The sequence below is a fragment of the Rhizobium sp. 10N414 genome, assembly GCF_056394785.1.
Genome location: NZ_JBFTIN010000005.1, coordinates 59,269 through 81,232 on the forward strand (window position 1 = coordinate 59,269; position 21,964 = coordinate 81,232).

Annotated in this window: 17 protein-coding genes; 7 read left to right on the plus strand and 10 right to left on the minus strand. The window is 60.8% G+C overall.

The genetic code is table 11. From position 1 onward, the window contains the following. Window positions 1-25 precede the first annotated feature (25 nt). Window positions 26-670, minus strand: coding sequence for a TetR/AcrR family transcriptional regulator (locus AC1DE4_RS07430; protein WP_018859187.1), 645 nt, complete (start codon window positions 668-670; stop codon window positions 26-28). Between the two features lie 66 nt (window positions 671-736). Between AC1DE4_RS07430 and AC1DE4_RS07435 the strand changes: the two genes are divergently transcribed. Further along, on the plus strand, window positions 737-1,903 hold the full coding sequence (locus AC1DE4_RS07435; protein ID WP_477880809.1) for a serine hydrolase domain-containing protein: 1,167 nt from the start codon (window positions 737-739) through the stop codon (window positions 1,901-1,903). 59 nt (window positions 1,904-1,962) lie between these two features. Here AC1DE4_RS07435 and aspS read toward each other — a convergent pair whose 3' ends face one another. Next, window positions 1,963-3,753 (minus strand): aspartate--tRNA ligase, encoded by a 1,791-nt coding sequence (gene aspS, locus AC1DE4_RS07440; RefSeq protein ID WP_113470731.1) that lies wholly within the window; start codon window positions 3,751-3,753, stop codon window positions 1,963-1,965. 268 nt (window positions 3,754-4,021) lie between these two features. Between aspS and AC1DE4_RS07445 the strand changes: the two genes are divergently transcribed. The 4 genes from AC1DE4_RS07445 to AC1DE4_RS07460 all read left to right on the plus strand — a co-directional run bounded on the left by AC1DE4_RS07445 (window position 4,022) and on the right by AC1DE4_RS07460 (window position 9,259). Further along, complete coding sequence (locus AC1DE4_RS07445) at window positions 4,022-5,413, plus strand: multicopper oxidase family protein (RefSeq protein WP_477880811.1); 1,392 nt, start codon at window positions 4,022-4,024, stop codon at window positions 5,411-5,413. An 83-nt stretch (window positions 5,414-5,496) separates the two neighbouring features. Then, window positions 5,497-6,642, plus strand: coding sequence for a ribonuclease D (gene rnd, locus AC1DE4_RS07450; protein WP_113470730.1), 1,146 nt, complete (start codon window positions 5,497-5,499; stop codon window positions 6,640-6,642). 145 nt (window positions 6,643-6,787) lie between these two features. Beyond that, entirely contained in the window at window positions 6,788-7,855 is a 1,068-nt protein-coding gene (locus AC1DE4_RS07455; protein ID WP_026372048.1) for an adenylate/guanylate cyclase domain-containing protein, read from the plus strand. A gap of 45 nt (window positions 7,856-7,900) precedes the next feature. Next, window positions 7,901-9,259 (plus strand): esterase-like activity of phytase family protein, encoded by a 1,359-nt coding sequence (locus tag AC1DE4_RS07460; RefSeq protein WP_113470729.1) that lies wholly within the window; start codon window positions 7,901-7,903, stop codon window positions 9,257-9,259. Between the two features lie 87 nt (window positions 9,260-9,346). Here AC1DE4_RS07460 and AC1DE4_RS07465 read toward each other — a convergent pair whose 3' ends face one another. The 5 genes from AC1DE4_RS07465 to AC1DE4_RS07485 form a co-directional block, all read right to left on the minus strand. After that, window positions 9,347-9,967 carry a YdeI/OmpD-associated family protein gene (locus AC1DE4_RS07465; protein WP_018859180.1) on the minus strand — a complete coding sequence of 207 codons (621 nt, stop codon included), beginning with the start codon at window positions 9,965-9,967 and terminating at the stop codon, window positions 9,347-9,349. A 233-nt stretch (window positions 9,968-10,200) separates the two neighbouring features. After that, the gene (ppx, locus tag AC1DE4_RS07470) at window positions 10,201-11,724 is read right to left on the minus strand and encodes an exopolyphosphatase (protein WP_018116879.1); all 1,524 of its coding nucleotides are present in this window, start codon (window positions 11,722-11,724) and stop codon (window positions 10,201-10,203) included. Window positions 11,725-11,736: 12 nt separating this feature from the next. Then, entirely contained in the window at window positions 11,737-13,941 is a 2,205-nt protein-coding gene (locus AC1DE4_RS07475) for an RNA degradosome polyphosphate kinase (RefSeq protein WP_026372047.1), read from the minus strand. A 65-nt stretch (window positions 13,942-14,006) separates the two neighbouring features. Next, window positions 14,007-14,720 carry a DnaA regulatory inactivator HdaA gene (gene hdaA, locus AC1DE4_RS07480; protein ID WP_018859178.1) on the minus strand — a complete coding sequence of 238 codons (714 nt, stop codon included), beginning with the start codon at window positions 14,718-14,720 and terminating at the stop codon, window positions 14,007-14,009. Next, window positions 14,713-15,837 (minus strand): AI-2E family transporter, encoded by a 1,125-nt coding sequence (locus AC1DE4_RS07485; protein ID WP_018859177.1) that lies wholly within the window; start codon window positions 15,835-15,837, stop codon window positions 14,713-14,715. The genes hdaA and AC1DE4_RS07485 overlap by 8 nt, the downstream gene beginning before the upstream one ends. 246 nt (window positions 15,838-16,083) lie before the next feature. Between AC1DE4_RS07485 and purM the strand changes: the two genes are divergently transcribed. Both purM and purN read left to right on the plus strand, forming a co-directional pair. Next, a complete protein-coding gene (gene purM, locus AC1DE4_RS07490; protein ID WP_169681048.1) occupies window positions 16,084-17,157 on the plus strand; it encodes a phosphoribosylformylglycinamidine cyclo-ligase in 1,074 nt (357 codons plus the stop codon). Next, window positions 17,154-17,828: a phosphoribosylglycinamide formyltransferase gene (gene purN, locus AC1DE4_RS07495; RefSeq protein ID WP_169681050.1), complete on the plus strand. Its 675-nt coding sequence runs from the start codon at window positions 17,154-17,156 to the stop codon at window positions 17,826-17,828. Before purM ends, purN begins: the two co-directional genes overlap by 4 nt. A gap of 106 nt (window positions 17,829-17,934) precedes the next feature. Here the strand turns inward: purN and AC1DE4_RS07500 are convergent, their stop codons facing one another. The 3 genes from AC1DE4_RS07500 to AC1DE4_RS07510 all read right to left on the minus strand — a co-directional run bounded on the left by AC1DE4_RS07500 (window position 17,935) and on the right by AC1DE4_RS07510 (window position 21,926). Continuing rightward, window positions 17,935-19,098 carry an alpha-D-ribose 1-methylphosphonate 5-triphosphate diphosphatase gene (locus tag AC1DE4_RS07500; RefSeq protein WP_169681052.1) on the minus strand — a complete coding sequence of 388 codons (1,164 nt, stop codon included), beginning with the start codon at window positions 19,096-19,098 and terminating at the stop codon, window positions 17,935-17,937. A gap of 99 nt (window positions 19,099-19,197) precedes the next feature. After that, window positions 19,198-19,791, minus strand: coding sequence for an NUDIX domain-containing protein (locus AC1DE4_RS07505; RefSeq protein WP_169681054.1), 594 nt, complete (start codon window positions 19,789-19,791; stop codon window positions 19,198-19,200). Next, complete coding sequence (locus tag AC1DE4_RS07510) at window positions 19,788-21,926, minus strand: molybdopterin-containing oxidoreductase family protein (protein ID WP_169681056.1); 2,139 nt, start codon at window positions 21,924-21,926, stop codon at window positions 19,788-19,790. Before AC1DE4_RS07510 ends, AC1DE4_RS07505 begins: the two co-directional genes overlap by 4 nt. Between the last annotated feature and the right edge of the window lie 38 nt (window positions 21,927-21,964).

Consider the following 21,964-nt stretch of genomic DNA (forward strand, 5'->3'; position numbering starts at 1 on the left):
GTTTTTGCAAGGTGGTCGCTGCCGGTTAGGCGGCGTAGCGGCGTAGCTCGTTCATAGCGTGCCCGACCATCTCCAGCAGTTCTGCAGTCGTGGCACCGTCACGCGCCTGTACCGACATGCCCTGGACGATCGCACCGAGGAAGCGCGCAAGCGATCCGGCGTTCGCATCCTGCCTGATATCCCCTTCCTTCATGCCGCGCTCGATGCGAGCGGTGAACAGGCCAAGCGTCTGCAATCGCAACGACGAGACGTGGTGCGCAATGTCCCCGCTCTCGGAAGCACAGTTCAGAACTGCAGTGGAGATCATGCACCCCTTGGGATGTTCCGGGGCGGTGAATAGGGCAGCCGATGTCTCGAGGAAGCGCCTGAACGTCGACACCGTATCGATCTTTTCTTCAAACGGATTGCCGGGATTCGGCCGCGGCATGCGCCGGTACTGATTCAACGCCTCGCGATAGAGTTCCGCCTTCGAGCGGAACGCCGCATAGAGGCTTTGCGGGGTGATCCCCATCGAGGCGGTCAGATCGGCAATCGAGCTGCCGTCATAGCCGTGCTCCCAGAAGACGTCGCGCGCGGCCGAAAGAACCGTTTCGCGATCGAAGGCCGGCGGGCGGCCGCGCTTTCTTTGTCCGCTATCTTGTGTGCCGTCATTATTTTTCACAATGGTCACTCTAGAAATATTTCTCGATCCGGTTTATTCAGGAACGGTCATTGTGATTATAGGAGGTTCGATCCGATGAGTCTTCCCCTTGAACCCCAGGATGCACAGCAGACAGTCGGCTTCGCGAACGCGCTCGATGCGGTGATCGACCGCACCATCGCCGCAAAGCGCCTCGTCGGTGCGGTGGTCCTGATCGCCCAAGACGGTGATATCGTCTATAGCCGCACCGCCGGCCTGGCCGACCGCGAAAGGGGACAGGCCATGGCCGAGGACACGATCTTCCGGCTCGCCTCGATCACCAAGCCGATCGTCACGATCGCCGCCATGCGGCTTGTCGAGGAAGGCCGCATCGGCCTCGACGACCCAGTGACGAAATGGCTGCCGGATTTCCGCCCGCGTCTTGCCGACTGCACGGAATCGGTCATTGTCATCCAGCATCTGCTCACCCATACATCCGGCCTCAGCTATGGCTTCACCGAGGAAGACGGCCCCTATGCCCGGGCCGGCATTTCCGACGGCCTCGATCAGCCCGGCCTGCCGATTGCCGAAAACCTGAAGCGGCTTGCGAGCGCCCCTCTTCTCTTCGCGCCCGGTTCGAACTGGCAATATTCGCTCGCCATCGATGTCATCGGCGGCGTCATCGAGAAAGAGACCGGCAGTTCGCTCGGCGAGGCGGTGGCAAGACTGGTGACCGAGCCACTCGGCCTGGCTGACACCGCCTTTGCGGTGCGCGACCGGGATCGGCTGGCCGCCGCCTATATGAGTGCCTCGCCGCAGCCGGAGCGGATGGGCAAGGAAGCGTCCGTGCGGGCGCTGACCGGTTTCGTGCGTTTCGCGCCGGACCGCATCTTCGATCCGAACTCCTATCATTCCGGCGGCGCCGGCATGGCGGGAACGGCAGGCGAGGTGTTGGCGGTTCTGGAGACGATCCGCAAGGGTGGCGCGCCGCTTCTCTCGTCCGAGACGGTCAAGACCATGATGGCGGATCAGGCGAACGGCGTGCGCCAGCCTCTCGATCCGGGCGTCGGCTTCGGCTTCGGCTGGGCGGTGGTGACCGATCCGGTCGCCGCACAGGTGCCGTGGTCGAAGGGGACGATCCGCTGGGGCGGCGCCTACGGCCACAGCTGGTTTGTCGATCCCACAAAGAACCTGAGTGTCGTGGCGCTGACGAATACGGCACTGGAGGGGATGTGGGGGCAGTTTACGGTGGATCTGCGCGACGCGATCTACACAGCGCTCTGAAGCCAGAAACAAAAGAAGCCCGACGCGCGCCGGGCTTCTTTTCAATCATGTACTCTGCCTCAGTCCTTCTTGACCGGCGGGATCGGGCGGATCGCAAGTTCGCGCAGCTGCGTCGGCGTTGCCGGGGTCGGCGCGCCCATCAGAAGGTCCTGCGCCTGCTGGTTCATCGGGAACAGCGAGATCTCGCGCAGGTTCTTGGCGCCGACGAGCAGCATGACGATGCGATCGATGCCGAAAGCGGCACCACCGTGCGGAGGCGCACCGTACTGGAAGGCGCGGTAGAGGCCGCCGAAACGATCTTCCACGTCCTGCTGGCTGAGGCCGATCTTTTCGAAGGCGGCGACCATAGTTTCCGGCGACTGGTTACGGATCGAGCCCGAAGCGATTTCGAAGCCGTTGCAGACCGCGTCGTACTGATAGGCCTTGATGCCAAGCGGATCCTGGTTCATCAGCGCGTCGAGGCCGCCCTGCGGCATCGAGAACGGGTTGTGGGCGAAGTCGATCTTCTTTTCTTCCTCGTTGTATTCGAAGAACGGGAAGTCGACGATCCAGCACAGCTCGAAGCGGTCGCGGTCGATGAGGTTCAGCTCGTCGGCGGCGCGGGTACGGGCTTCGCCTGCAAACTTGTAGAACTTGGACGGCTCGCCGGCGACGAAGAAGCAGGCGTCGCCCGCATCAAGGCCAAGCTGCGTGCGGATCGCTTCGGTGCGTTCCTCGCCGATGTTCTTGGCGAGCGGGCCGGAGCCGCCGATCTTACCGTCTTCTTCCTTCCAGAAGATGTAGCCAAGGCCGGGCTGGCCCTGGCTCTGCGCCCAGGCGTTCATGCGGTCGCAGAATGCGCGCGAGCCGCCGGTCTTTGCCGGGATCGCCCAGATCTCGACCTTCGGGTTCGAGGCGATCATGCCTGCGAAGACCTTGAAGCCAGAGCCGGCGAAGTGATCGGTGACGGCTTCCATGACGATCGGGTTGCGCAGATCCGGCTTGTCGGAACCGTACTTGCGGATCGCTTCGTCGTAAGGAATACGCGGCCATTCCTTGGTGACTGGCTTGCCTTCGGCAAATTCCTCGAAGATCGAGGTCATCATCGGACCCATGGTGTTCCAGATGTCTTCCTGCTCGACGAAGCTCATTTCGAGGTCGAGCTGGTAGAACTCGCCCGGCAGGCGGTCGGCGCGCGGGTCTTCGTCACGGAAGCACGGCGCGATCTGGAAGTAGCGGTCGAAGCCGGCAACCATCAGCAGCTGCTTGTACTGCTGCGGCGCCTGCGGCAGGGCATAGAAGGTGCCGGGATGAATGCGTGATGGCACCAAGAAGTCGCGCGCACCTTCCGGCGAGGAGGCCGTCAGGATCGGCGTCGTGTATTCGGTGAAGCCGATATTGCCCATCTCGCGACGCATGGCAGAGATCACCTGCGTGCGCTTGACGATGTTCTTGTGCAGCGTTTCGCGGCGCAGGTCGAGGAAACGGTACTTCAGGCGCACGTCTTCGGGATAATCGGGCTCGCCGAAAACGGGCAGCGGCAGTTCCTTGGCGGCGGAGAGAACTTCGATCTCCTGCGCATAGAGTTCGATCTCACCGGTTGCCATGTTCTTGTTGACGGTGTCTTCGGTGCGCGCCTTCACGAGACCGTCGATGCGGATGACCCACTCGCCACGAACCAGTTCAGCCTGCCTGAAGGCCGGAGAGTCCGGATCGGCGACGACCTGTGTAATGCCGTAGTGGTCGCGAAGATCGATGAAGAGAACGCCGCCATGGTCGCGAACACGATGGACCCAGCCGGAAATCCGGACGTTCGCGCCGACATCCGACTTGCGGAGGGCTGCACATGTGTGGCTGCGATAGCGATGCATAATCTCAATTCCCGGTATTTGGCTTAAGACGGCAGCAAGGGGCTCTGATGGCTCTCCCGTACCGACAAGAAAATCGGGCGGAAAAGCGCATGGACGGTCTGATTTGTCAAGGGTTGGCGCACCGAGCCTGCGCTTTGCGAGCGGTTATAGCGTGGTGCAACCCCGTGCTGGTGAACAGCCGTGCGGCAGTTTAGCAGCCTCGCACCATATTGCTGAAACTCTCGGTCAACTTTAAAGAGGAGCGATATCGTTCGTGTGGAGCCTCGAAATGCCTCTTCTCACTCGCCGCAATCTGCTGAAAACGTCTGCAGTCGCAGGTGCCTACGGCGTAGGGATCGGGATCGCGGGCAAGTTCGGGCTGGCGGAGGCTGCACCCGCGCCGCAGGTGCTGAAGGCCGTGAGGACGACCGCTGGTATCACCGACGCAGGCATCACGAAGGACATCCTGACCTGGGGCGATGGCGGCATGCCGCCCATCTTGCGAATGACGAAGGGGAAGCCTTTTGCTGCCAGGCTCACGAATACGCTCGACGAGCCGACTACGATCCACTGGCACGGTCTGAGAATCGCCAACAAGATGGACGGGGTGCCCTTCCTGACACAGCCCTACGTCTATACCGGCGACAGCTTCGACTACGCCTTCACCCCGCCGGATGCCGGCACCTTCTGGTACCACCCGCATTGCAACACGCTGACGCAAATGGGTCACGGCATGACAGGCCTTCTCGTGGTGGAGGATCCTGACGACCCCAAATTCGACGCAGAGGTATTGCTCAACTTGCGCGACTGGCGCCTCGGCGGCGATGGCCAGTTCATTGCGGCTTTCCGCCCGCGCGACGCGGCAAAGAGCGGCACCTACGGCACTGTCAGGACAGCCAATTGGCGTCAGGAGCCCCAGTATGATGCGCCCGCCGGCGGCCTCGTTCGGCTGCGGATCGCCGCGACCGACGTCACCCGCATCTTTTCGTTGAGGATGCAAGGGGCCGAGGCGACGATCATCGCGATCGACGGCAATCCGGTGCCAAAACGTTTCTCGCTCGATCTGCTGCTGATCGGCCCCGGCCAGCGTCTCGATCTCGCCGTGCGGATGCCGGATAGCGAAGGCGCCATTGCCGCGCTTGAAGACATCCGCGGTACAACACCGAAGACGATCGCCAAGCTTCGAGCCGTCGGAACATCGCTGAAGCGCAATGTCGGCGATCTCGCCGCGCTCGGCGAGAACCCTGTGGCCAAAGCCGACCTGTCTTCCGCAGAGAAGATCCCGCTCGTCCTCAGCGCCACGGCAGAAAGCGGAGCGGCCGACAGCATCTGTGGCACGCTGGGCAACAACTTCTGGGCCATCAACAAAGTGCCGTGGCCGGGTGACGGGCCAGACCCGACTGCGCCCCTGGCAGAACTGAAACTTGGCAAGAGCTACATCCTGCAGCTCGAAAACGTGACGCCGCACACGCACCCCATCCACCTGCACGGCATGAGTTTTACGGTTCTGTCGTCATCGACGCGGGATGTCACGCCCCTTGTCAGCGACACTTATCTCGTCCAGCCTGACGAAAAGGTGCAGCTCGCCTTCGTGGCCGACAATCTCGGCGACTGGGTGCTGCATTGCCACATCATCGAACATCAAAAGACCGGTATGACCAGTTATGTTAGAGTTGTTTGATAGGTCTTTGCGGGTTCTAGTTGACATATCCGGCCGAAAGGAGAAGGAAGGTTCAACTATGTCTATCCTGCGAATGAATTGAGATGATCGAAACTACCGCCGATTTGGAGGCGGCCTGCAAAGAGCTGGCCAAGTCAGAATTCATTACCATCGACACCGAGTTTCTCCGAGAGACGACGTTCTGGCCGGAACTCTGCCTGATCCAGATGGCAAGCCCGACGACCGAGGTGCTGGTCGACCCGCTCGCCAAGGGTCTCGACCTCCGACCGTTCTTCGAGTTGATGGCCAATCCGGCCGTCCTAAAGGTCTTCCATGCCGCGCGCCAGGATATCGAAATCATCTACAACCGCGGCGGACTGATCCCGCATCCGATCTTCGATACGCAGGTTGCCGCGATGGTATGTGGCTTCGGCGACTCGGTCTCCTATGATCAGCTGGTCAGCCGCACCAAGGGCGTTCAGATCGACAAGTCTTCGCGCTTCACCGACTGGAGCCGCCGGCCGCTTTCTGAAAAGCAGCTGGACTATGCGCTTGCCGACGTGACGCATCTGCGCGACGTCTACCGCTATCTCAAAGCCGAGCTGGAACGCGAAGGCCGCTCCTCCTGGCTGCGGGAGGAGATGGATATCCTTGAGGCCCGCGAGACCTATGACATGCATCCTGATGATGCGTGGCAGCGCCTGAAAATGCGCCTGCGCAAGCCGCAGGAGCTTGCCATCCTGAAATATGTCGCCGCCTGGCGCGAGCGCGAGGCCCGCTCCCGCAACGTGCCGCGCTCACGCGTATTGAAGGATGACGCGATTTACGAGATCGCCCAGCAGCAGCCGAAGGACGCCGAAGGGCTCGGTCGCTTGCGAACGATCCCCAAGGGTTGGGAGCGATCGGCTGCCGGCGTAGCTGTCATCGACGCCGTCAATGCGGCCCTTGCCTTGCCAAAGGCCGACATGCCGCACGCCCCGCGGCAGACGCAGCAGCCGGAAGGTGCTGCCGCTGCCGCCGAACTTCTGAAGGTCCTTTTGAAGCTGATCTCGGAAAAACATGGCGTCGCGCCGAAGGTCATTGCCAACAGCGAGGATCTCGACAGGATCGCAGCGGAAGGCGAAATGGCAGAAGTCGCGGCGCTGCACGGCTGGCGCCGGGAGCTTTTCGGCGAGCCGGCGCTGCAGCTTATCCAGGGCCAGGTCGCTCTTCGCTTCGTCGGCAAGAAAGTGGAGACGGTGGCGCTCTAAGCGCCATCAAGCGGACTTTTTTCGCGCATAGTCATCGCCAGATCGATTTGATCCAAGAACGCCGGCTTGGCGCGCCTTTCGGAAGCGCAGTAGTGTTCCTATATGGCTTGAGCACCGCCGGCGAAGCGACCGCGAAAAGGACGACATGAGGGAAATATCTCCAGTTCAGAACTGGTTGTTGATCGCGCTTGTTATCGCTGCGAGCGGCGTTCTCTACGACATGCGCTTCTATGGCGGCCATCCCTTCGTGGGCGCAACCTTTGCGCTGTTCATCGGCATGCCGATCATGGCCTTTGAGCGCAAGGTGATCCTGCGTGGTCTTTACCGGCGCATGCAGGCGTTGCCGACGGTAACGTTCTTCCTCGCCAAGATCTTCGCCTACGAAATCCTGATGAGCATCGGGTTCGCGATCGCCGGCCTATCCATGTGGTGGCTCGGCGTCTTTAGTCCGGCATCTTGGGTCAATGCCGTTGTCCTGCCTTTCGATGCCTTCCTCTATGCACTTGCGGTGTGTGCGCTTATCATCTTCGTGCTGCGCATCCGCGAATTGCTGGGCCGAGACATCTTCACGAGCATGCTTTTCAGCCGCTACAGGAAGCCAATCAGTGAGGAGCGGGTTTTCCTGTTCATCGACCTGGTGGATTCGACGTCCTTCGCCGAGAAGCATGGCGATCTCCGCGCGCAACAGATGCTGAGCTCGCTGTTTGCCACCTTTGCGGAGCCGGTGAGAAAGTACAGGGGCACCATCGACGACTACGTGGGCGACGCCGCCATCATCAGCTGGCCATTGGAGCGCGGGATCAAGTTCGCGCGATGCGTGAACTGCATCTTCGACATCATCGGATCGATAGAGGCGGATGCCGAGAACTGGCTGAAGACATACGGCCAAGTCCCTCGCCTGCGCGCCGCTCTCCACGGCGGTACGGTGATCACCGCCGAAATCGGGGTCGACCACCATAAGATCACCTATTTCGGCGACACCGTAAACACCGCCTCCCGACTTGAATCGCTCTCCAAGACGCTGAACCGATCAGTCCTGATCTCGAGCGACCTTGCCCAGCGGATCAAGATGCCGGAGACCGTCTCGGTCGAGGACCTTGGAAGCCACGCCGTCAAGGGCCGGGGCCAGAGCCTCGGTGTCATCGCGCTCGCCAAAGCGGACAACCACAAGACGTCACCAAAGCTTCATGCAAGCGTCAACGCACCGACATGAAAGCCTTGCTATTCGAGACCCGCATTCCAATCCCTGGGGGTTTCGATGAAAAATACTCTTCTTGCTTCTGTTTCATTTCTTTTTTTGATCGCCGGTTCAGCCGCCGCTGACCAGCAGGAATTTCCGGCAAAGCTTGCAAGCCAGGCCATCCTACCCGCCAACACGCTCGTGGCGGCTCCCGCCGATGCGCCAGAGTTCCTCAAGCATTCCGGCAAATTCACCACTGCTGACCGCAAGCGCACCGAAGCGCTCAACAGCGTTCCCGGCAAGGACGGCGCACGCGTCACCGATCTGAAACTGCCCTTCGATGGGCAGCCGATCCAGGGCTTCTCCGGCATCAAGAGCATGCCGGACGGCACGTTCTGGACGCTCTCGGATAACGGCTTCGGCGCCAAGGCCAACTCCAGCGACGCGATGCTCTCCCTGCATCAGGTCAAGTTCGACTGGCAGGCCGGCAAGGTCGATGTCGTCAAGAACCTCTTCCTCTCCGATCCGGACAAGAAGGCACCCTTCCCGATCGTGCTCGAAGGCGCCGAAAACCGCTATCTTACGGGTGCGGACTTCGACATTGAATCCGTGCAGCCCGTCGCAGACGGCTTCTGGATCGGCGAAGAATTCGGACCGTACCTTCTCAAGTTCGACACCGAAGGCCGCCTGACCGACGTTACTGCGACCACGGTCGATGGTAAGCCGGTCATGTCGCCCGACAATCCGGTGCTTTCCATCCAGGCAAACCCGACCGCGAAGACGCCGATCTTCAACCTGAAGCGCTCGGGCGGCTTTGAAGGTCTTGCTATGTCCAAGGACGGCAGCAAGCTCTATGGCCTGCTGGAAGGCGCGCTTTATCAGGACGACGGCAAGATGGAATCGGTTGACGGCCACACCGCCATCCGCGTCATCGAATTTGACACTGCTTCCAAAAGCTGGACCGGTCGTACGTGGTTCTACCCCTTCGAAGACAAGGGCGTTTCGATCGGCGACTTCAACATGCTCGATGGCTCGACCGCACTCGTGATCGAGCGCGACAACGGCGCCGGCACCAAGGACAAAGCCTGCGCCGATTCCAAGCAGCCGAAGCCGGATTGCTTTGAAGCCCCAGCCGAACTCAAGCGCATCTACAAGATCGAATTCAACGACGCCAACGTCGGCAAGGCTGTTCGCAAGATCGGCTACATCGACCTCCTGAACATCAAGGACCCCGACAACAAGAAGAAAGCTGGCAGCAAGGATGGCGTCTACGACATGCCGTTCGTGACGATTGAGAACGTCGATCGCGTCGATGCCACGCACATAATCGTCGGCAACGACAACAACCTGCCCTTCTCGGCCGGCCGCGCCGTCGATAAGGCCGACAACAACGAGTTCAGCCTGCTTGAAGTCGGCGAACTTCTGAACGCGAAGTAAGTCTCGGGCTTCGCCAAGAAGCCCCGCTCGGAAGAGCGGGGCTTCTTTGACTGGAATGCTCGATCTACGGACGTTCGAAAGTTCGGCTCAGCGCTCGGTCGCGCCCTTTCCGGCAATAATGTGATCGCGAAACTTCACAATGCGTGACGTGCGCGTAACGGACGTCTTCGCCCCGTTGAGATTGATCACGTAACTCTTCTGTCGCCCGGGCGTCAATTCGTGAAAGGCTTCTGCAAGTTCAGGGTCGGAGTCCAATGCCTCGACCAACTCGTCAGGCAATTCGAGTTCGCTTTCTTCCTTTGGCGGTTTAATGCCTGCCTCTGCATATCCCATCGCCTCCTTAAGGTAGGACAGGATGACAGGTTCCATCTTTGCCACTAGGGCGTTGTCCACAAAGCGGATCATGTCGGGATGCCGGGTATTCGGCCCCTGCTTCTCGAGAACGCCTTCGGAATCCTTCATGAGCGCTGCGTTGAAGAACGTGGCGCGAAAGTCGCTGCGAAAGGCACCGAGAATCACGATATTGCGGCCTTCGTGCATGTAGCAGGGATGCGCCCATTTCACCGTCTCGACGAGCCCGGCCTCGAGGCAAATTCGGCGAAGGTCGTTCAGGCCGTCGATCCATTGCCGCGTCGAACAGTCCGGAGTCGCAAAGCGCTCGCAGCGTCCGCATCCCTTCGTGAAGAAGTCCTCGATATCTGTGATCATGTCTCTGCCCGCATTTCGTTTGTGTCATTGGCCAGTTGAAGCATGTCAAACAGATACGTCAACCTCGCCGATAGCCGCCGGACTGCGCTACGCTGCATGCATCGGCAATATTGGCGGGCCAGGCATCGGGGCATGCGGTCTCCCGCTATCCGCAGCGCCAGCCTTCGGATCACCGGACGTCGATGGGCCATCCGTTGGTCGGCTTTCGCGGAACGTCAGTTCCGCGCCGAGTGCTATTCGAAGCGGAAAGCCAGACGCTTGTCCGCCAGCTTGGCAAGCTGCTGCAGCCGGCCATCGAGACGCTCACCTGCAAAGTCGTGATATTCCGCCGGCACTACGAACTCCAGGTCGAGATCGGGTTTGGACGATTTCTGGAAGGTGAGATTGCGCACGACGCCGGGCATCGATGCCGAAAAGAGATAGACGACACGCAGCAGGCCGCCGAGGAGCTTGGCGCGCTCGATAAATCGCGGCGTTGCGATCGTACCAAGAGGCCCCGTGGCGCCATCGTCATAAGGCCCTTCGAACCTGTAGTAGTTCGTCAGCGCAATGAAGGCGCGGCCAGGATGGCTGATGCCGACAAAGGATGAGTGAGCGATAATGTTCAGCGCCTGCAGGCCGCGGTAATCGGGATGCGCGCGCCAGCTGATGTCGGCAAGCAGACACGCAGCCTGGCGATAGCGCGCCTCCTCTTCCGTCTCCGTGATGCCGAAATAGGGCATCATGCGGCCTGTCCAGTCCGCCAGCTCCCTGGCGTGTTCCGGCGAACGGGCGCGCAGAATGGCGAGTTCGCCAGCGGCCGCCAGCAGTGGATCGCTGCGGCGCTCGCTCTCGGAGAGCAATGAATAGAGGTAGCCTTCACGCACGCCCTGCCCCGAGAACGAGATGACAGAGGGTTTCATCGCGCTCAGGACTTCCTTCATGGCAACCGCGCCGAAGGGAAGCAGCGCACGGCGATGCTTCGAAACGGCCATCCACGCAGGATCCTTCGAGTCCTTGGCAATCTCCACCTGATCGAGGAATTGCATCATCGCATCGAACGGAACCTCATAACCCTGCATCATGTGCAGCGGATATTCCGTCATTTCCATGTGCAGCTTCGCGATGTTTCGCCAGGTACCGCCAACGGCATAGAAAGTGCGCCCAGCCCCCTTCGCCAGCAGCTTCGAACTTGTTTTCACATGCTTGCGAGCAAACGTCCTGGCCTTCTCCATCGAGCCGCCGGCATATTCGGACAGACGAAGCCCACCGAGCGGCAAGGTAACCCCCTTGCCGACTTCCTTGCCCTTGATGTCAATCAATTCCAACGAACCGCCGCCGAGGTCACCGGCAATACCGTCTGGCGCATAGAAGCCGCTGACAATGCCGAGGGCGGAGAATTTCGCCTCTTCCTCGCCGGAGAGAACGCGGACCTTGCGCTGAAGAATGGTCTCGGCCTGATGGATGAAGTCGGGGCCGTTCGATGCTTCGCGGGCAGCCGCGGTCGCGAGAACGTACATGGTGGCAGCGCGCGCCTGATCGGACAAAGCCTTGAACCGGTGCAAAGCCGCCAGAGCGCGCTCGACGCTTGCCTCGTCCATCTTTCCGGTCAGCGCGATGCCCCGTCCGAGGCCGCACAACACCTTTTCGTTGAAAAGGATCGTCGGCGATCGGGACATGCCTTCATAGATGACCACACGGATCGAGTTCGACCCGATGTCGACGACGGAGACCGGGGCAATACCGGGAAGGCGCCCCTGGGCTTCTGATTCAACCATGCAGGTCCAATATTACTTGTTGTTTCGGCCAGAAAGCAGACCGGCGATCAGCTTGGGTGCACTGGATTTCAAGGCTTCGCCACGGCCGGACAGGCTGGGGTTGGTCATGAAATACTGCTGCGCATTGAACGGCTCTTCGCCCTTGCGCACTTCCATGCGCCTTGACGTTCCGTCGGGCAATATCTCGTAGCTTTGCTGGTTGTCAATGATATTGCCGAGCATAATCTGTGACAGGACCTGCTCGTGAACCGTCGGATTCTTCAAGGGTACCAGCGTTTCGACCCGGCGATCGAGGTTACGCGGCATCATGTCGGCCGAGCCGATATAGACCAGCGCCTTGTCCGACGGCAGCCCGTGACCATTGCCGAAGCAGAAGATGCGGCTATGCTCCAGGAAACGGCCTACGATCGATTTCACGCGGATATTTTCAGAGAGACCGGCAACTTGTGGACGCAGGCAGCAGATGCCGCGGATCACGAGATCGATCTCAACGCCGGCGCGGCTTGCCGTGTAGAGCGCGTCGATGATCTCCGGGTCGACAAGCGAATTCATCTTCATCCAGATCGCCGCCGGCGCACCACCCTTGGCGTGTTTGATCTCCTCGTCGATGTGACGAAGGATTCGGGTGCGTAGCGTGTAAGGCGAGACCGCAAGCTTCATGCTTTCTTCCGGTTCGCCATAGCCGGTAATGAAGTTGAAGATGTTCGCCATGTCGTGGGCGACCACCGGATTGCACGTGAAGAACGACAGGTCGGTATAGATCTTCGCGGTGACCGGATGATAGTTACCGGTGCCGAGATGGCAGTAGCTGCGCAGCTTGCCCTCTTCCCGCCGGACGATCAGCGACATCTTGGCGTGGGTCTTGAGCTCGATGAAACCGAAAACGACCTGTACGCCGGCGCGCTCCAGATCGCGGGCCCAGCGAATATTTGCCTCTTCGTCGAACCGTGCCTTCAGCTCCACCAGAGCGGTGACAGACTTCCCGGATTCGGCCGCGTCGATCAGCGCACGCACAATCGGGCTGTCGTTCGACGTGCGGTAGAGCGTCTGCTTTATCGCCAGGACGTCAGGATCGCGCGCAGCCTGGAGCAGGAACTGGACCACCACGTCGAAAGACTCGTAGGGATGGTGAACCACCATGTCCTTTTCACGGATGGCAGCGAAGCAGTCGCCGGCGTGCTCGCGGACGCGTTCGGGAAATCGCGCATTGTAGGGGGGAAATCGAAGGTCGTCGCGCGGTGCCTTGGTGATCTCGGAGAGAGTGTTCAACGCAAGGAGGCCCGGCAAAACCGCGACGCGATTGTCGGGAACGTTCAGCGCCTGCACGACGAACTGGCGCAACGACGCCGGCATTTCGGAATCGGTCTCGATGCGGATCACCGATCCACGGCGGCGGCGCTTCAGCGCGGTTTCGAAGAAGCGCACGAGGTCTTCGGCCTCTTCCTCGACTTCGATATCGCTGTCGCGGATGATCCGGAACGTACCCGAGCCCTGCACTTCGTAGCCAGGATAGAGCCGGTGAATGAAGACGTTCGTCACGTCCTCAAGCGTGACGTAGCGGATCGTATTGCGATCATCCGGCAGGCGAACGAAGCGGTCGAGAGCCGGAGGCAGGCGCAGCAGCGCTGTCATCGGTTCGCGGCCGCTCTTGCTGACAAGCTGCAGGCCGATCGAGAAGCCGAGGTTCGGGATGAAGGGGAACGGATGCGCCGGGTCGATGGACAGCGGCGTCAACACCGGGAAGATCGCCTGCTCGAATTCTGTCGCGAGCCACGCGCGATCGGATTCGCTGAGAGCTCCCGGACGCACGATCAGGATGTCTTCCTTGGCGAGGTACTGCTGGAGCACGGCAAGCGATGCCTGCTGCTCCATCTGCAGATTGTCGATCTCCTGGAGGATAGCATCGAGCTGTTCGGCCGGCGTCTTGCCGTCCGGCGAGCGCATCATAATATTCTGACGTACCTGCCCTTCCAGACCGGCAACGCGCACCATGAAGAATTCGTCGAGGTTTGCGGCCGAGATCGACAGGAAGCGGACCCGCTCGAGCAGGGGATGCTCAGTGTTCAGCGTTTCCTCGAGAACACGGCGATTGAACTGCAACCATGAGAACTCGCGGTTGATGAAGCGCTCGGGGCTAGCCAGCAGTTCTTCTAGCGAAGGCGCAGTCTCATCGGTTTCCGGAGTGGGTTCGTGATGCTCCGTGACTGCGCTGTCCATGGTCTGATTGTCCCGTTTCATTCGGCCAAGCGAATTATATCAGTTTCACGACGGAACTGTGACAGTCAATCCGACGGTTCCGAATTACCCAATTCATTCAACACTTCAGCGGCCAGAGCTCGGGTAATCTTTGTGCCGCGAGAGAGGGCGAGCCGGTCCAGCCTGTCGACGATCGTCTGAGCCGTATTCAGCGATCGTTCCATCCTGACAACGATATAGAGGACCAGTTTGTCATCAATATAAAGCTGGCGGTCTGCAAACAACTTTACCATGACCTGCGACAGCAGTTCCTCGTCCGGCTCGCCAATCTCGACGACGGTCGCGGCCTTGAGGCGCGAGCGCAAATCCGGCAGCTCCACCGGCCACGACATGGGCCAGAGGCGGCTTGTCATCAGAAGGCTGTGGCCGTTCTCCCGCACGCTGTTGATGACATGGAAGAGTTCGTTGTCATCGAACCCTACCCGATCGACATCCTCGAAAAGCACGGGACCGTTCGCCGCATCAATAGCCGCGTTGGCGCCGGCCTTCGGATGGATCTCTACGGCGCCGCTATGGTCCTTCCAGATATTCGCGAGATGCGATTTTCCCGAGCCCACCGGACCGGCGAGGATCACCACGGGAGAAGGCCAATTCGGCCAGGCATCAACGATGGAGACTGCAGCGGCAAGCCGTTCCGAGATCAAGAGATCATCGCGCCCGGTCGCAGCATCGTGCGAAAAAGCCAAGGGAAGCTGCTCGACGGCGGTGCGCCTTGGACCAGCGTTTTTCACATCAGTCATTGGGATCAGCTTTTGTCTTGCCGACCTGGCCCTCTTTCGAGTGGCCGGCATAAAGATCGCTCTGAAGGTAGCGCGAAAGGGCAAAGCGGACAAGCACGCCAACGGCCGCTGCCGCCGGGACGGCAACCAGCAGACCGACAAAGCCGAACAACGCACCAAAGGCAAACAGGGCGAACATCAGCCACACCGGATGCAGCCCGACACTGTGGCCTACCAGCTTCGGCTGCAGGATGTTGCCTTCCATGAATTGGCCACTGAAGAAGACCGCGAGCACCGCGCCGACCCAGATGTAGTCCGGCCAGAACTGAACGATGGCAACGCCGACGGCAAGAACAAGCCCCACCAAGGACCCCACATAGGGAATGAAGCTGATCATGCCCGCAAACAGGCCGATCAACAGGCCGAAGTTCAAACCGACCAACGACAGGCCAACCGCATACCAGACGCCCAGGATCAGGCAGAGCGAGCCCTGCCCGCGGATGAACCCGGCGATCGCCTGATCGATTTCACGCATGATCTGGTGGACGTTCGCCACGTAGTCGCGGGGAATGTACTGATCGACCTTGGCGATCATGCGGTCCCAATCAAGCAGCATGTAGAAGGCCACGACGGGCGTAACGATCATCAGCGAGATCACGTTGACGACGGCAAGGCCGGAACTCCAGACCTGGCCGAAGAGACCGGTGAGCAATCCAAATCCCTGCGACAGGATTTCGGAGAAGTTGTTCTTGATCGTCCCGAGCTGGTTCCTCACCCAATCCGGCATGAGGGAGTTCTGCGAGTTCGTGATAAATGTCTGCAACTGCTCGATGTAGCCCGGCAGGCGACCGGCAAAGTCGCTGAACTGGCTCGCCAAGACCGGTATCAAAATCATCAGGGCCAGCACGATCATGATGATGAAGGCGATCAGTATGACGATCGTCGACATGAGGCGGCTCAGCCCAAGGCGTTCCAACCGGTCCGCGACCGGATCGAGGAAATAGGCCAGTGCCATCCCGGCCAGGAACGGCAACAAGATCGAGCTGAAGATGAAAAGGAAGCCGATGAAGAAGGCAAGAACGATCAGCCAGAAGATCACCTGGCGCTTCAGACCTGCCCCGCTAACCTGCTGTGGCATCACATTCCCCGCTGATCGACTGTCTCGATCTTTCGCACCATACAGATGCAACCTTTCGAGCACATAGGATGTGGCCGAGAGAATGGTCAACCCCGGCGCTAAAAATCCAGAGGGCCTGCGTCAAAAGAGCGGGAAATTGGGGCTTTTTCCATGCAATCCCTTGCATGTAGGCCCGTGTCATGCAATGGCGACCCAAATATTGAGGCGGTGACATTTCCCGCCCCCGCGCAGCCATCGGAGAGCAGTATGAGCCAGTCTGGAAAAAACGGCCTGACCTATAGCGACGCAGGCGTCGACATCGATGCCGGAAACCTTCTGGTGGAGAAGATCAAGCCGGCTGTGCGCTCGACGCGCCGTCCGGGCGCGGACGGCGAGATCGGCGGCTTCGGCGGTTTGTTCGACCTCAAGGCTGCCGGCTTCACGGATCCGGTTCTCGTTGCCGCCAATGACGGCGTCGGCACCAAGCTGAAGATCGCCATCGACGCCGATTATCATGATACCGTCGGCATCGATCTTGTCGCCATGTGCGTCAACGATCTTGTGGTCCAGGGCGCAGAGCCGCTGTTCTTCCTCGACTACTTTGCGACAGGCAAGCTCGATCCCGACCAGGGTGCGGCGATCGTCGAGGGCATTGCTGCCGGCTGCCGCGACGCGGGTTGCGCGTTGATCGGCGGCGAGACTGCCGAAATGCCGGGCATGTACTCCTCCGGCGACTACGACCTTGCAGGCTTTGCCGTCGGCGCTGCCGAGCGTGGCCAGCTGCTGCCGTCAGGCGACATCGCCGAAGGCGATGTGATCCTCGGCCTTGCCTCCTCAGGCGTTCACTCCAACGGCTTTTCGCTGGTGCGCAAGATCGTCGGGATTTCGGGCCTCGCCTGGGATGCCCCGGCTCCGTTCGCGGAAGACAAGAGCCTCGGCGAAGCGCTGCTGACGCCGACCCGCATCTATGTAAAGCCGCTGCTGAAGGCGATCCGCGAAACCAAGGCCATCAAGGCACTGGCGCACATCACCGGCGGCGGCTTCCCGGAGAATATTCCGCGCGTCCTGCCGAAGCACCTTGCAGCCGAGATCGACCTTACGTCCGTGAAAGTTCCGGCCGTCTTCTCCTGGCTGTCGAAGACCGGCGGCGTTGAAGCCAATGAAATGCTGCGCACCTTCAACTGCGGCGTCGGCATGATCGCAGTCGTTTCGGCTGAGAACGTCGCAACCGTCACTGCCGCTCTTGAAGCTGAAGGCGAGACGGTCGTAACGCTCGGCCGGATGATTGCCCGCGCCGAGGGCGCGGCCGGCACGCTCTACAAGGGTACGCTCGCCATATGACGACGTCACGCAAACGCGCCGTCGTCTTCATCTCCGGCGGCGGTTCCAACATGATGGCGCTGGTCACCGCTGCCAAGGCTGCCGACTATCCGGCGGAAATCGTCGGGGTGATCTCCGACAGGGCCGATGCCGGAGGGCTTGCCAAGGCGGCAGCCGAGGGCATTCCGAGCTTTGCCTTCGTTCGCAAGGATTATGCCAGCAAGGAAGCGCACGAAGGAGCGATCTTTGCCGCGCTCGATGAGCTATCGCCTGACATCCTCTGCCTTGCGGGATATATGCGGCTTCTGAGCGGCACCTTCATCCAGCGCTACGAGGGCCGGATGATAAATATCCACCCTTCCCTGCTGCCGCTGTTCACGGGTCTGCATACCCACCAGCGAGCGATCGACGCCGGCATGCGGATCGCCGGCTGCACCGTGCACTTCGTGACCGAAGGCATGGACGAGGGCCCGGTTATCGGCCAGGCCGCCGTTCCGATCCTCTCCAACGACAGTGCAGAAAGCTTGGCCGCCCGTGTGCTCACCGTGGAGCATCAACTCTACCCGCAAGCGCTGCGGCTCCTTGCCCACGGCAAGGTGAAGATGGAGGGCGGCAAGGCCGTCAGCACCGGCGCTGCGGCAGCGCCGGCGGAACGTAGCAGCGTTATCTCGCTGATCGGCGAAGGGGCCTAAAGCACGGCGCGATCTTTTGGTTTCGCTTGCCCTACCTTAGTTTTTTGCTTTCACGCATGTGTTTGTCCTGAAAGCGGTTCCCACTTTCGGAGACATGCTCTTGGCCTCAGGCGGCAAGCGCCCGAGGCTGGTGCAGGGTGCCGTCGCTGTAAACGAAACGGCCTTTGCGGAACGTCGCGCGGATGCGGTGCACGTCGCCGGCTTCAACAACCACGAGATCCGCCTGCTGCCCAACGGCGATCTCGCCGCGATCCAGAAGACCTGCGGAACGCGCCGCATTACGGGTCGCCATGGCAACGGCGTAAGGCAGGCTCGTGCGGTCGGCAATCTTGAAGATGCCGGGCACGAAGGCCGCGGGATGATAATCGGCAGCGATGACGGTCAGCAGGCCAGCGGCTGCTGCATCGATCGCACTGAGATTGCCGGACATGGACTGGCCGCGCAGGGCGTTCGGAGCCCCCATCAGCGTCCAGAGACCGCGATGCCGCGCTTCTTCCGCCGCCGGAAGCGTCACCGGAAATTCGCTGATCGTGACACCGAGATCGTGCATTTGCGCGACTTTCTCGGCGCTATCGTCATCGTGGGAGGCGAGCGACAGCTTGTGTTTCAGGGCGAGATCGACGACCTGTTTCAGCTTGATCTCGATCTCCGGATTGTTGCGCATCTCGATGCGCTTGGCGACCATCTCGGCGGCCATCTCCTCGGAAATGGCCCGGCGCTCGGCAATGCTCAGGATGTAGCTCTGGATGTTGTTATACTGCCCCTGCCCCGGTGTATGGTCGGTCAGCGAGACCATGTCGACGTGGCCGGCTTCAAGCAGCTTCTCGAGCGCCGGCGCGGCACCGAGGTTGGTGATCTCATAGCGCGCATGGACGCGGTGATCGATAAGCAAATCATCCTGGAGTCGGTTGATACCCTCGATGACGGCCGAGGTGGTCTCAAGCGAGCGGACATGGCCGTAGACGCTTTCCGTTGCGAAGGAGACGGCGGCAAACGCCGTCGTGACGCCTGCAGCGGCCAGCTTCTTATCCAGTTCATGGATGCTGAAATCGATCGGCATCGGCGCATTCGGGCGCGGCGCGATCTCGCGCTCCACCATGTCGCCGTGAAGGTCCACGAAGCCCGGCATCAGCAAGCGCCCACCACCATCGATTGCGGTGTTGGCGACCGGTTCCGGCCTGATTTCAGCGATTACGCCGTCCTCGACGCGCACCGAGCCGCGGCTCACGATCTCATCTGGAAGGACGAGAGTAAAATTGCTGAGCCACATCGGTTTTTCTCCAAGCGCGTATTTATGACAAGGCGGAGCGCGTAGCGCTGATTCATGACATCGGTGTGAACGACGAACCGCGCATGATTGAACCTGCGGCTATCGCAGCGACCCGCGGTTCAATGTGGCCCATTGCAGCAACGCAATCGTCTTCAGATCAACAATTTCCCCACGCTCGATCATCGCCATCGCCTTGTCGAGCTGCACTTCCAGAACTTCGATATCTTCGTGCTCGTGAGCAAGGCCGCCGCCATCCGATACCCGATCGGTGGTGTCGAACGTCGCGGCGAAGAAATGCAGCAGTTCCATGCTCGAGCCCGGCGAACTGTAGGCCTTGAAAAGGAAGCGCACATCGCGGACGCGAAAGCCGGTTTCTTCTTCAGCTTCGCGGCGGATCGCCACTTCCGGGGCATCACCATCCAACAGCCCTGCCGGGGCTTCGATGACCCAGGCCGGCTCACCATGCAGGAAGACCGGCAGCCGGAACTGCCGCACGAGGACAACGGTGTCTCGCTTCGGATCGTATAGCAGGATCGTCGCCGCCGGCGTGCGATGGTAGACCTCGCGCTGCAACCGATGCGTCTCGCCGTCGGAATCCGTATAGTCGATCTGGAAGTCGCTCAGGCGCGTCCAGCCGTTCGAGAGCGTCTTTTCATTAACGATCTCGGCTTTTGCCTTGTCAAATTTCGTCATGCAACATCCCTGCGGAGCCAGACCTTGTTGTCGTGGACCGCCGCGCCGCCATAGGGCGCGACCGGATCGGCGCCGGTCAGCACGTTGATCCCTTCACCGTCGATATGCGCCTTGTTCGGCCAGAGGCCTTCGGCAATCAACACGCCCGGCTTGACCTCCTCGGTGACGCGCACATGGATCCGAAGGTCGCCACGGTTGTTTCCGATCCGCACGAGGTCGCCATGCTCGATGCCGCCTGCCGTCGCATCGGCGGGGTTCATCATCAGTTCCGGCCGCCCTTCCTTCTGGCGCGAGGTCTTCGTCTCGGAGAAGCTGGAATTCAGGAAGTTGCGCGCCGGCGACGTTGCCAAGCGGAACGGATGCTCGCTATCGGCAAGCTCGATAACATCGACCTGATCCGGAAACGCCGGCAGCTGCTTGTATGGTCCGAGAGCACCGACAGCGGCCGGCGGCTTGTTCGGCGCAGGGCCGTCGACCCAGTCCGGGCGGAAATGGAACTTGCCGTCAGGATGCGCGAAGCCCTTGAGGAAATGCGCATCCTCGAAATCCGGCTGACGGTCGAACCATTTGTGTTCGAGGAAATGGTCGTATCCCGGCAGGTTGCTGGCTTCGAGAAGCCGATCGATCATTTCGCGGGCCGTGAAACCGAAACCGGGGCGATCGGCGACACCGAGACGCTTTGCCAGTTCTTCGATCACGAACAGGTTCGTCCGGACGGTCTCCGGCGGCTCAACCAGCTTAGGGCCGAGCAAAATGTGGTTCTGGCCCCCGGCGCGATAGATATCGTCATGCTCGACGAACATCGTTGCTGGAATGACGATGTCGGCCATCTCGGCCGTCTCCGTCATGAACTGCTCGTGCACCGCGACGAAGAGGTCCTCGCGAGCGAAGCCGCGTTTCACCAGCCGTTGTTCGGGGGCGATGTTCACCGGATTGGTGTTCTGGATCAGCATTGCCGTCACCGGGCCGCGATGGCGGAGCGCCACGGCATCGCCAGTCAACGCGCGGCCGATCTGCGACTGGTCGATCATGCGGATATCCGCATCCTTCATCGCCTTGCCGGTCAGTTCCGCATTGTTCATGCGGAAGATATCGCTGTTGGAATGGAAGGCACCGCCGCCTTCGTATTGCCAGGAGCCGAGCACCGTCGCGATCGAGGCCGCCGCATGCATGGCAACCGCGCCATTGCGCTGGCGGGTAAAGCCGTAGCCGAGGCGGAAATAGGTCTTCTTCGTTATGCCGACGAGGCGCGCGAAGGCTTCGATCTCATCAACGGAAAGGCCGGTGATGGCGGCGGCCCACTCGGGCGTCTTCGTCCTCAGATGCGCTTCAAGGCCGGCAGGATCGTCGGCATACTTTGCCATGTACTCGCGATCGGCATAGCCGTCGCGGAAGGCGATGTGCATGACGGCGCATGCCAGCGCGGCATCCGTACCCGGCTTGACGATCAGCGCCATGTCGGCCTGCTTCATCGTCGGATTGTCGTAGATGTCGACCACGACGATCTTGGCGCCGCGCTCCTTGCGGGACTTGATCGCGTGGGTCATCACGTTGACCTGGGTGGACACCGCATTCGTGCCCCAGATCACGACGCAATCGGTGCCGCCCATCTCACGCGGGTCGGGTCCGCGCAGCGTTCCCGTCGCCATGGTGAAACCGGTCCAGGCCGGGTTGGTGCAGATCGACGAGAAGAAGCCGGAATAGCGCTTGGCGTGGCGCAGGCGCTCGATCGAGTCGCGCTGAACCCAGCCCATCGTTCCGGCGTAGAAATAGGGCCAGATCGCTTCGCTGCCGTCCCTGGCTTCCGCCTTGACGAAGGCTTCGGCGATTTCATCCAGCGCATCGTCCCAGGAAATCTGCTGCCACTGCCCTGCCCCCTTGGCGCCTGTTCGGCGCAGCGGGTGCATCAGCCGGTCCGGATGATAGAGGCGCTCGGCGTAGCGCGCGACCTTCGCGCAGATCACTCCCGAGGTGTAGCTGTGATTGTTTGCTCCGCGCACACGGCCCATGCGGCCATCGTCGCCGATCTCCACCTCCAGCGCGCAAGTGGAGGGACAGTCGTGCGGACAGGCGGTGTGACCGAGCCTAACATTCGACTTGGCGGATTTGGCGTGAATGGGGGTCGCAATGTTCATGGCTTTTCTATATTCGAACCGGAAACCGGCCAAAAGCC

What these genes read in the sequence shown, in the direction of transcription:
- AC1DE4_RS07435 (WP_477880809.1), top strand. Translation starts at nt 737, where the DNA reads ATGAGTCTTCCCCTTGAACCCCAGGATGCACAGCAGACAGTCGGCTTC.
- aspS (WP_113470731.1), bottom strand. Translation starts at nt 3,753, where the DNA reads ATGCATCGCTATCGCAGCCACACATGTGCAGCCCTCCGCAAGTCGGAT.
- AC1DE4_RS07445 (WP_477880811.1), top strand. Translation starts at nt 4,022, where the DNA reads ATGCCTCTTCTCACTCGCCGCAATCTGCTGAAAACGTCTGCAGTCGCA.
- rnd (WP_113470730.1), top strand. Translation starts at nt 5,497, where the DNA reads ATGATCGAAACTACCGCCGATTTGGAGGCGGCCTGCAAAGAGCTGGCC.
- AC1DE4_RS07455 (WP_026372048.1), top strand. Translation starts at nt 6,788, where the DNA reads ATGAGGGAAATATCTCCAGTTCAGAACTGGTTGTTGATCGCGCTTGTT.
- AC1DE4_RS07460 (WP_113470729.1), top strand. Translation starts at nt 7,901, where the DNA reads ATGAAAAATACTCTTCTTGCTTCTGTTTCATTTCTTTTTTTGATCGCC.
- AC1DE4_RS07465 (WP_018859180.1), bottom strand. Translation starts at nt 9,967, where the DNA reads ATGATCACAGATATCGAGGACTTCTTCACGAAGGGATGCGGACGCTGC.
- ppx (WP_018116879.1), bottom strand. Translation starts at nt 11,724, where the DNA reads ATGGTTGAATCAGAAGCCCAGGGGCGCCTTCCCGGTATTGCCCCGGTC.
- AC1DE4_RS07475 (WP_026372047.1), bottom strand. Translation starts at nt 13,941, where the DNA reads ATGGACAGCGCAGTCACGGAGCATCACGAACCCACTCCGGAAACCGAT.
- hdaA (WP_018859178.1), bottom strand. Translation starts at nt 14,720, where the DNA reads ATGACTGATGTGAAAAACGCTGGTCCAAGGCGCACCGCCGTCGAGCAG.
- AC1DE4_RS07485 (WP_018859177.1), bottom strand. Translation starts at nt 15,837, where the DNA reads ATGCCACAGCAGGTTAGCGGGGCAGGTCTGAAGCGCCAGGTGATCTTC.
- purM (WP_169681048.1), top strand. Translation starts at nt 16,084, where the DNA reads ATGAGCCAGTCTGGAAAAAACGGCCTGACCTATAGCGACGCAGGCGTC.
- purN (WP_169681050.1), top strand. Translation starts at nt 17,154, where the DNA reads ATGACGACGTCACGCAAACGCGCCGTCGTCTTCATCTCCGGCGGCGGT.
- AC1DE4_RS07500 (WP_169681052.1), bottom strand. Translation starts at nt 19,098, where the DNA reads ATGTGGCTCAGCAATTTTACTCTCGTCCTTCCAGATGAGATCGTGAGC.
- AC1DE4_RS07505 (WP_169681054.1), bottom strand. Translation starts at nt 19,791, where the DNA reads ATGACGAAATTTGACAAGGCAAAAGCCGAGATCGTTAATGAAAAGACG.
- AC1DE4_RS07510 (WP_169681056.1), bottom strand. Translation starts at nt 21,926, where the DNA reads ATGAACATTGCGACCCCCATTCACGCCAAATCCGCCAAGTCGAATGTT.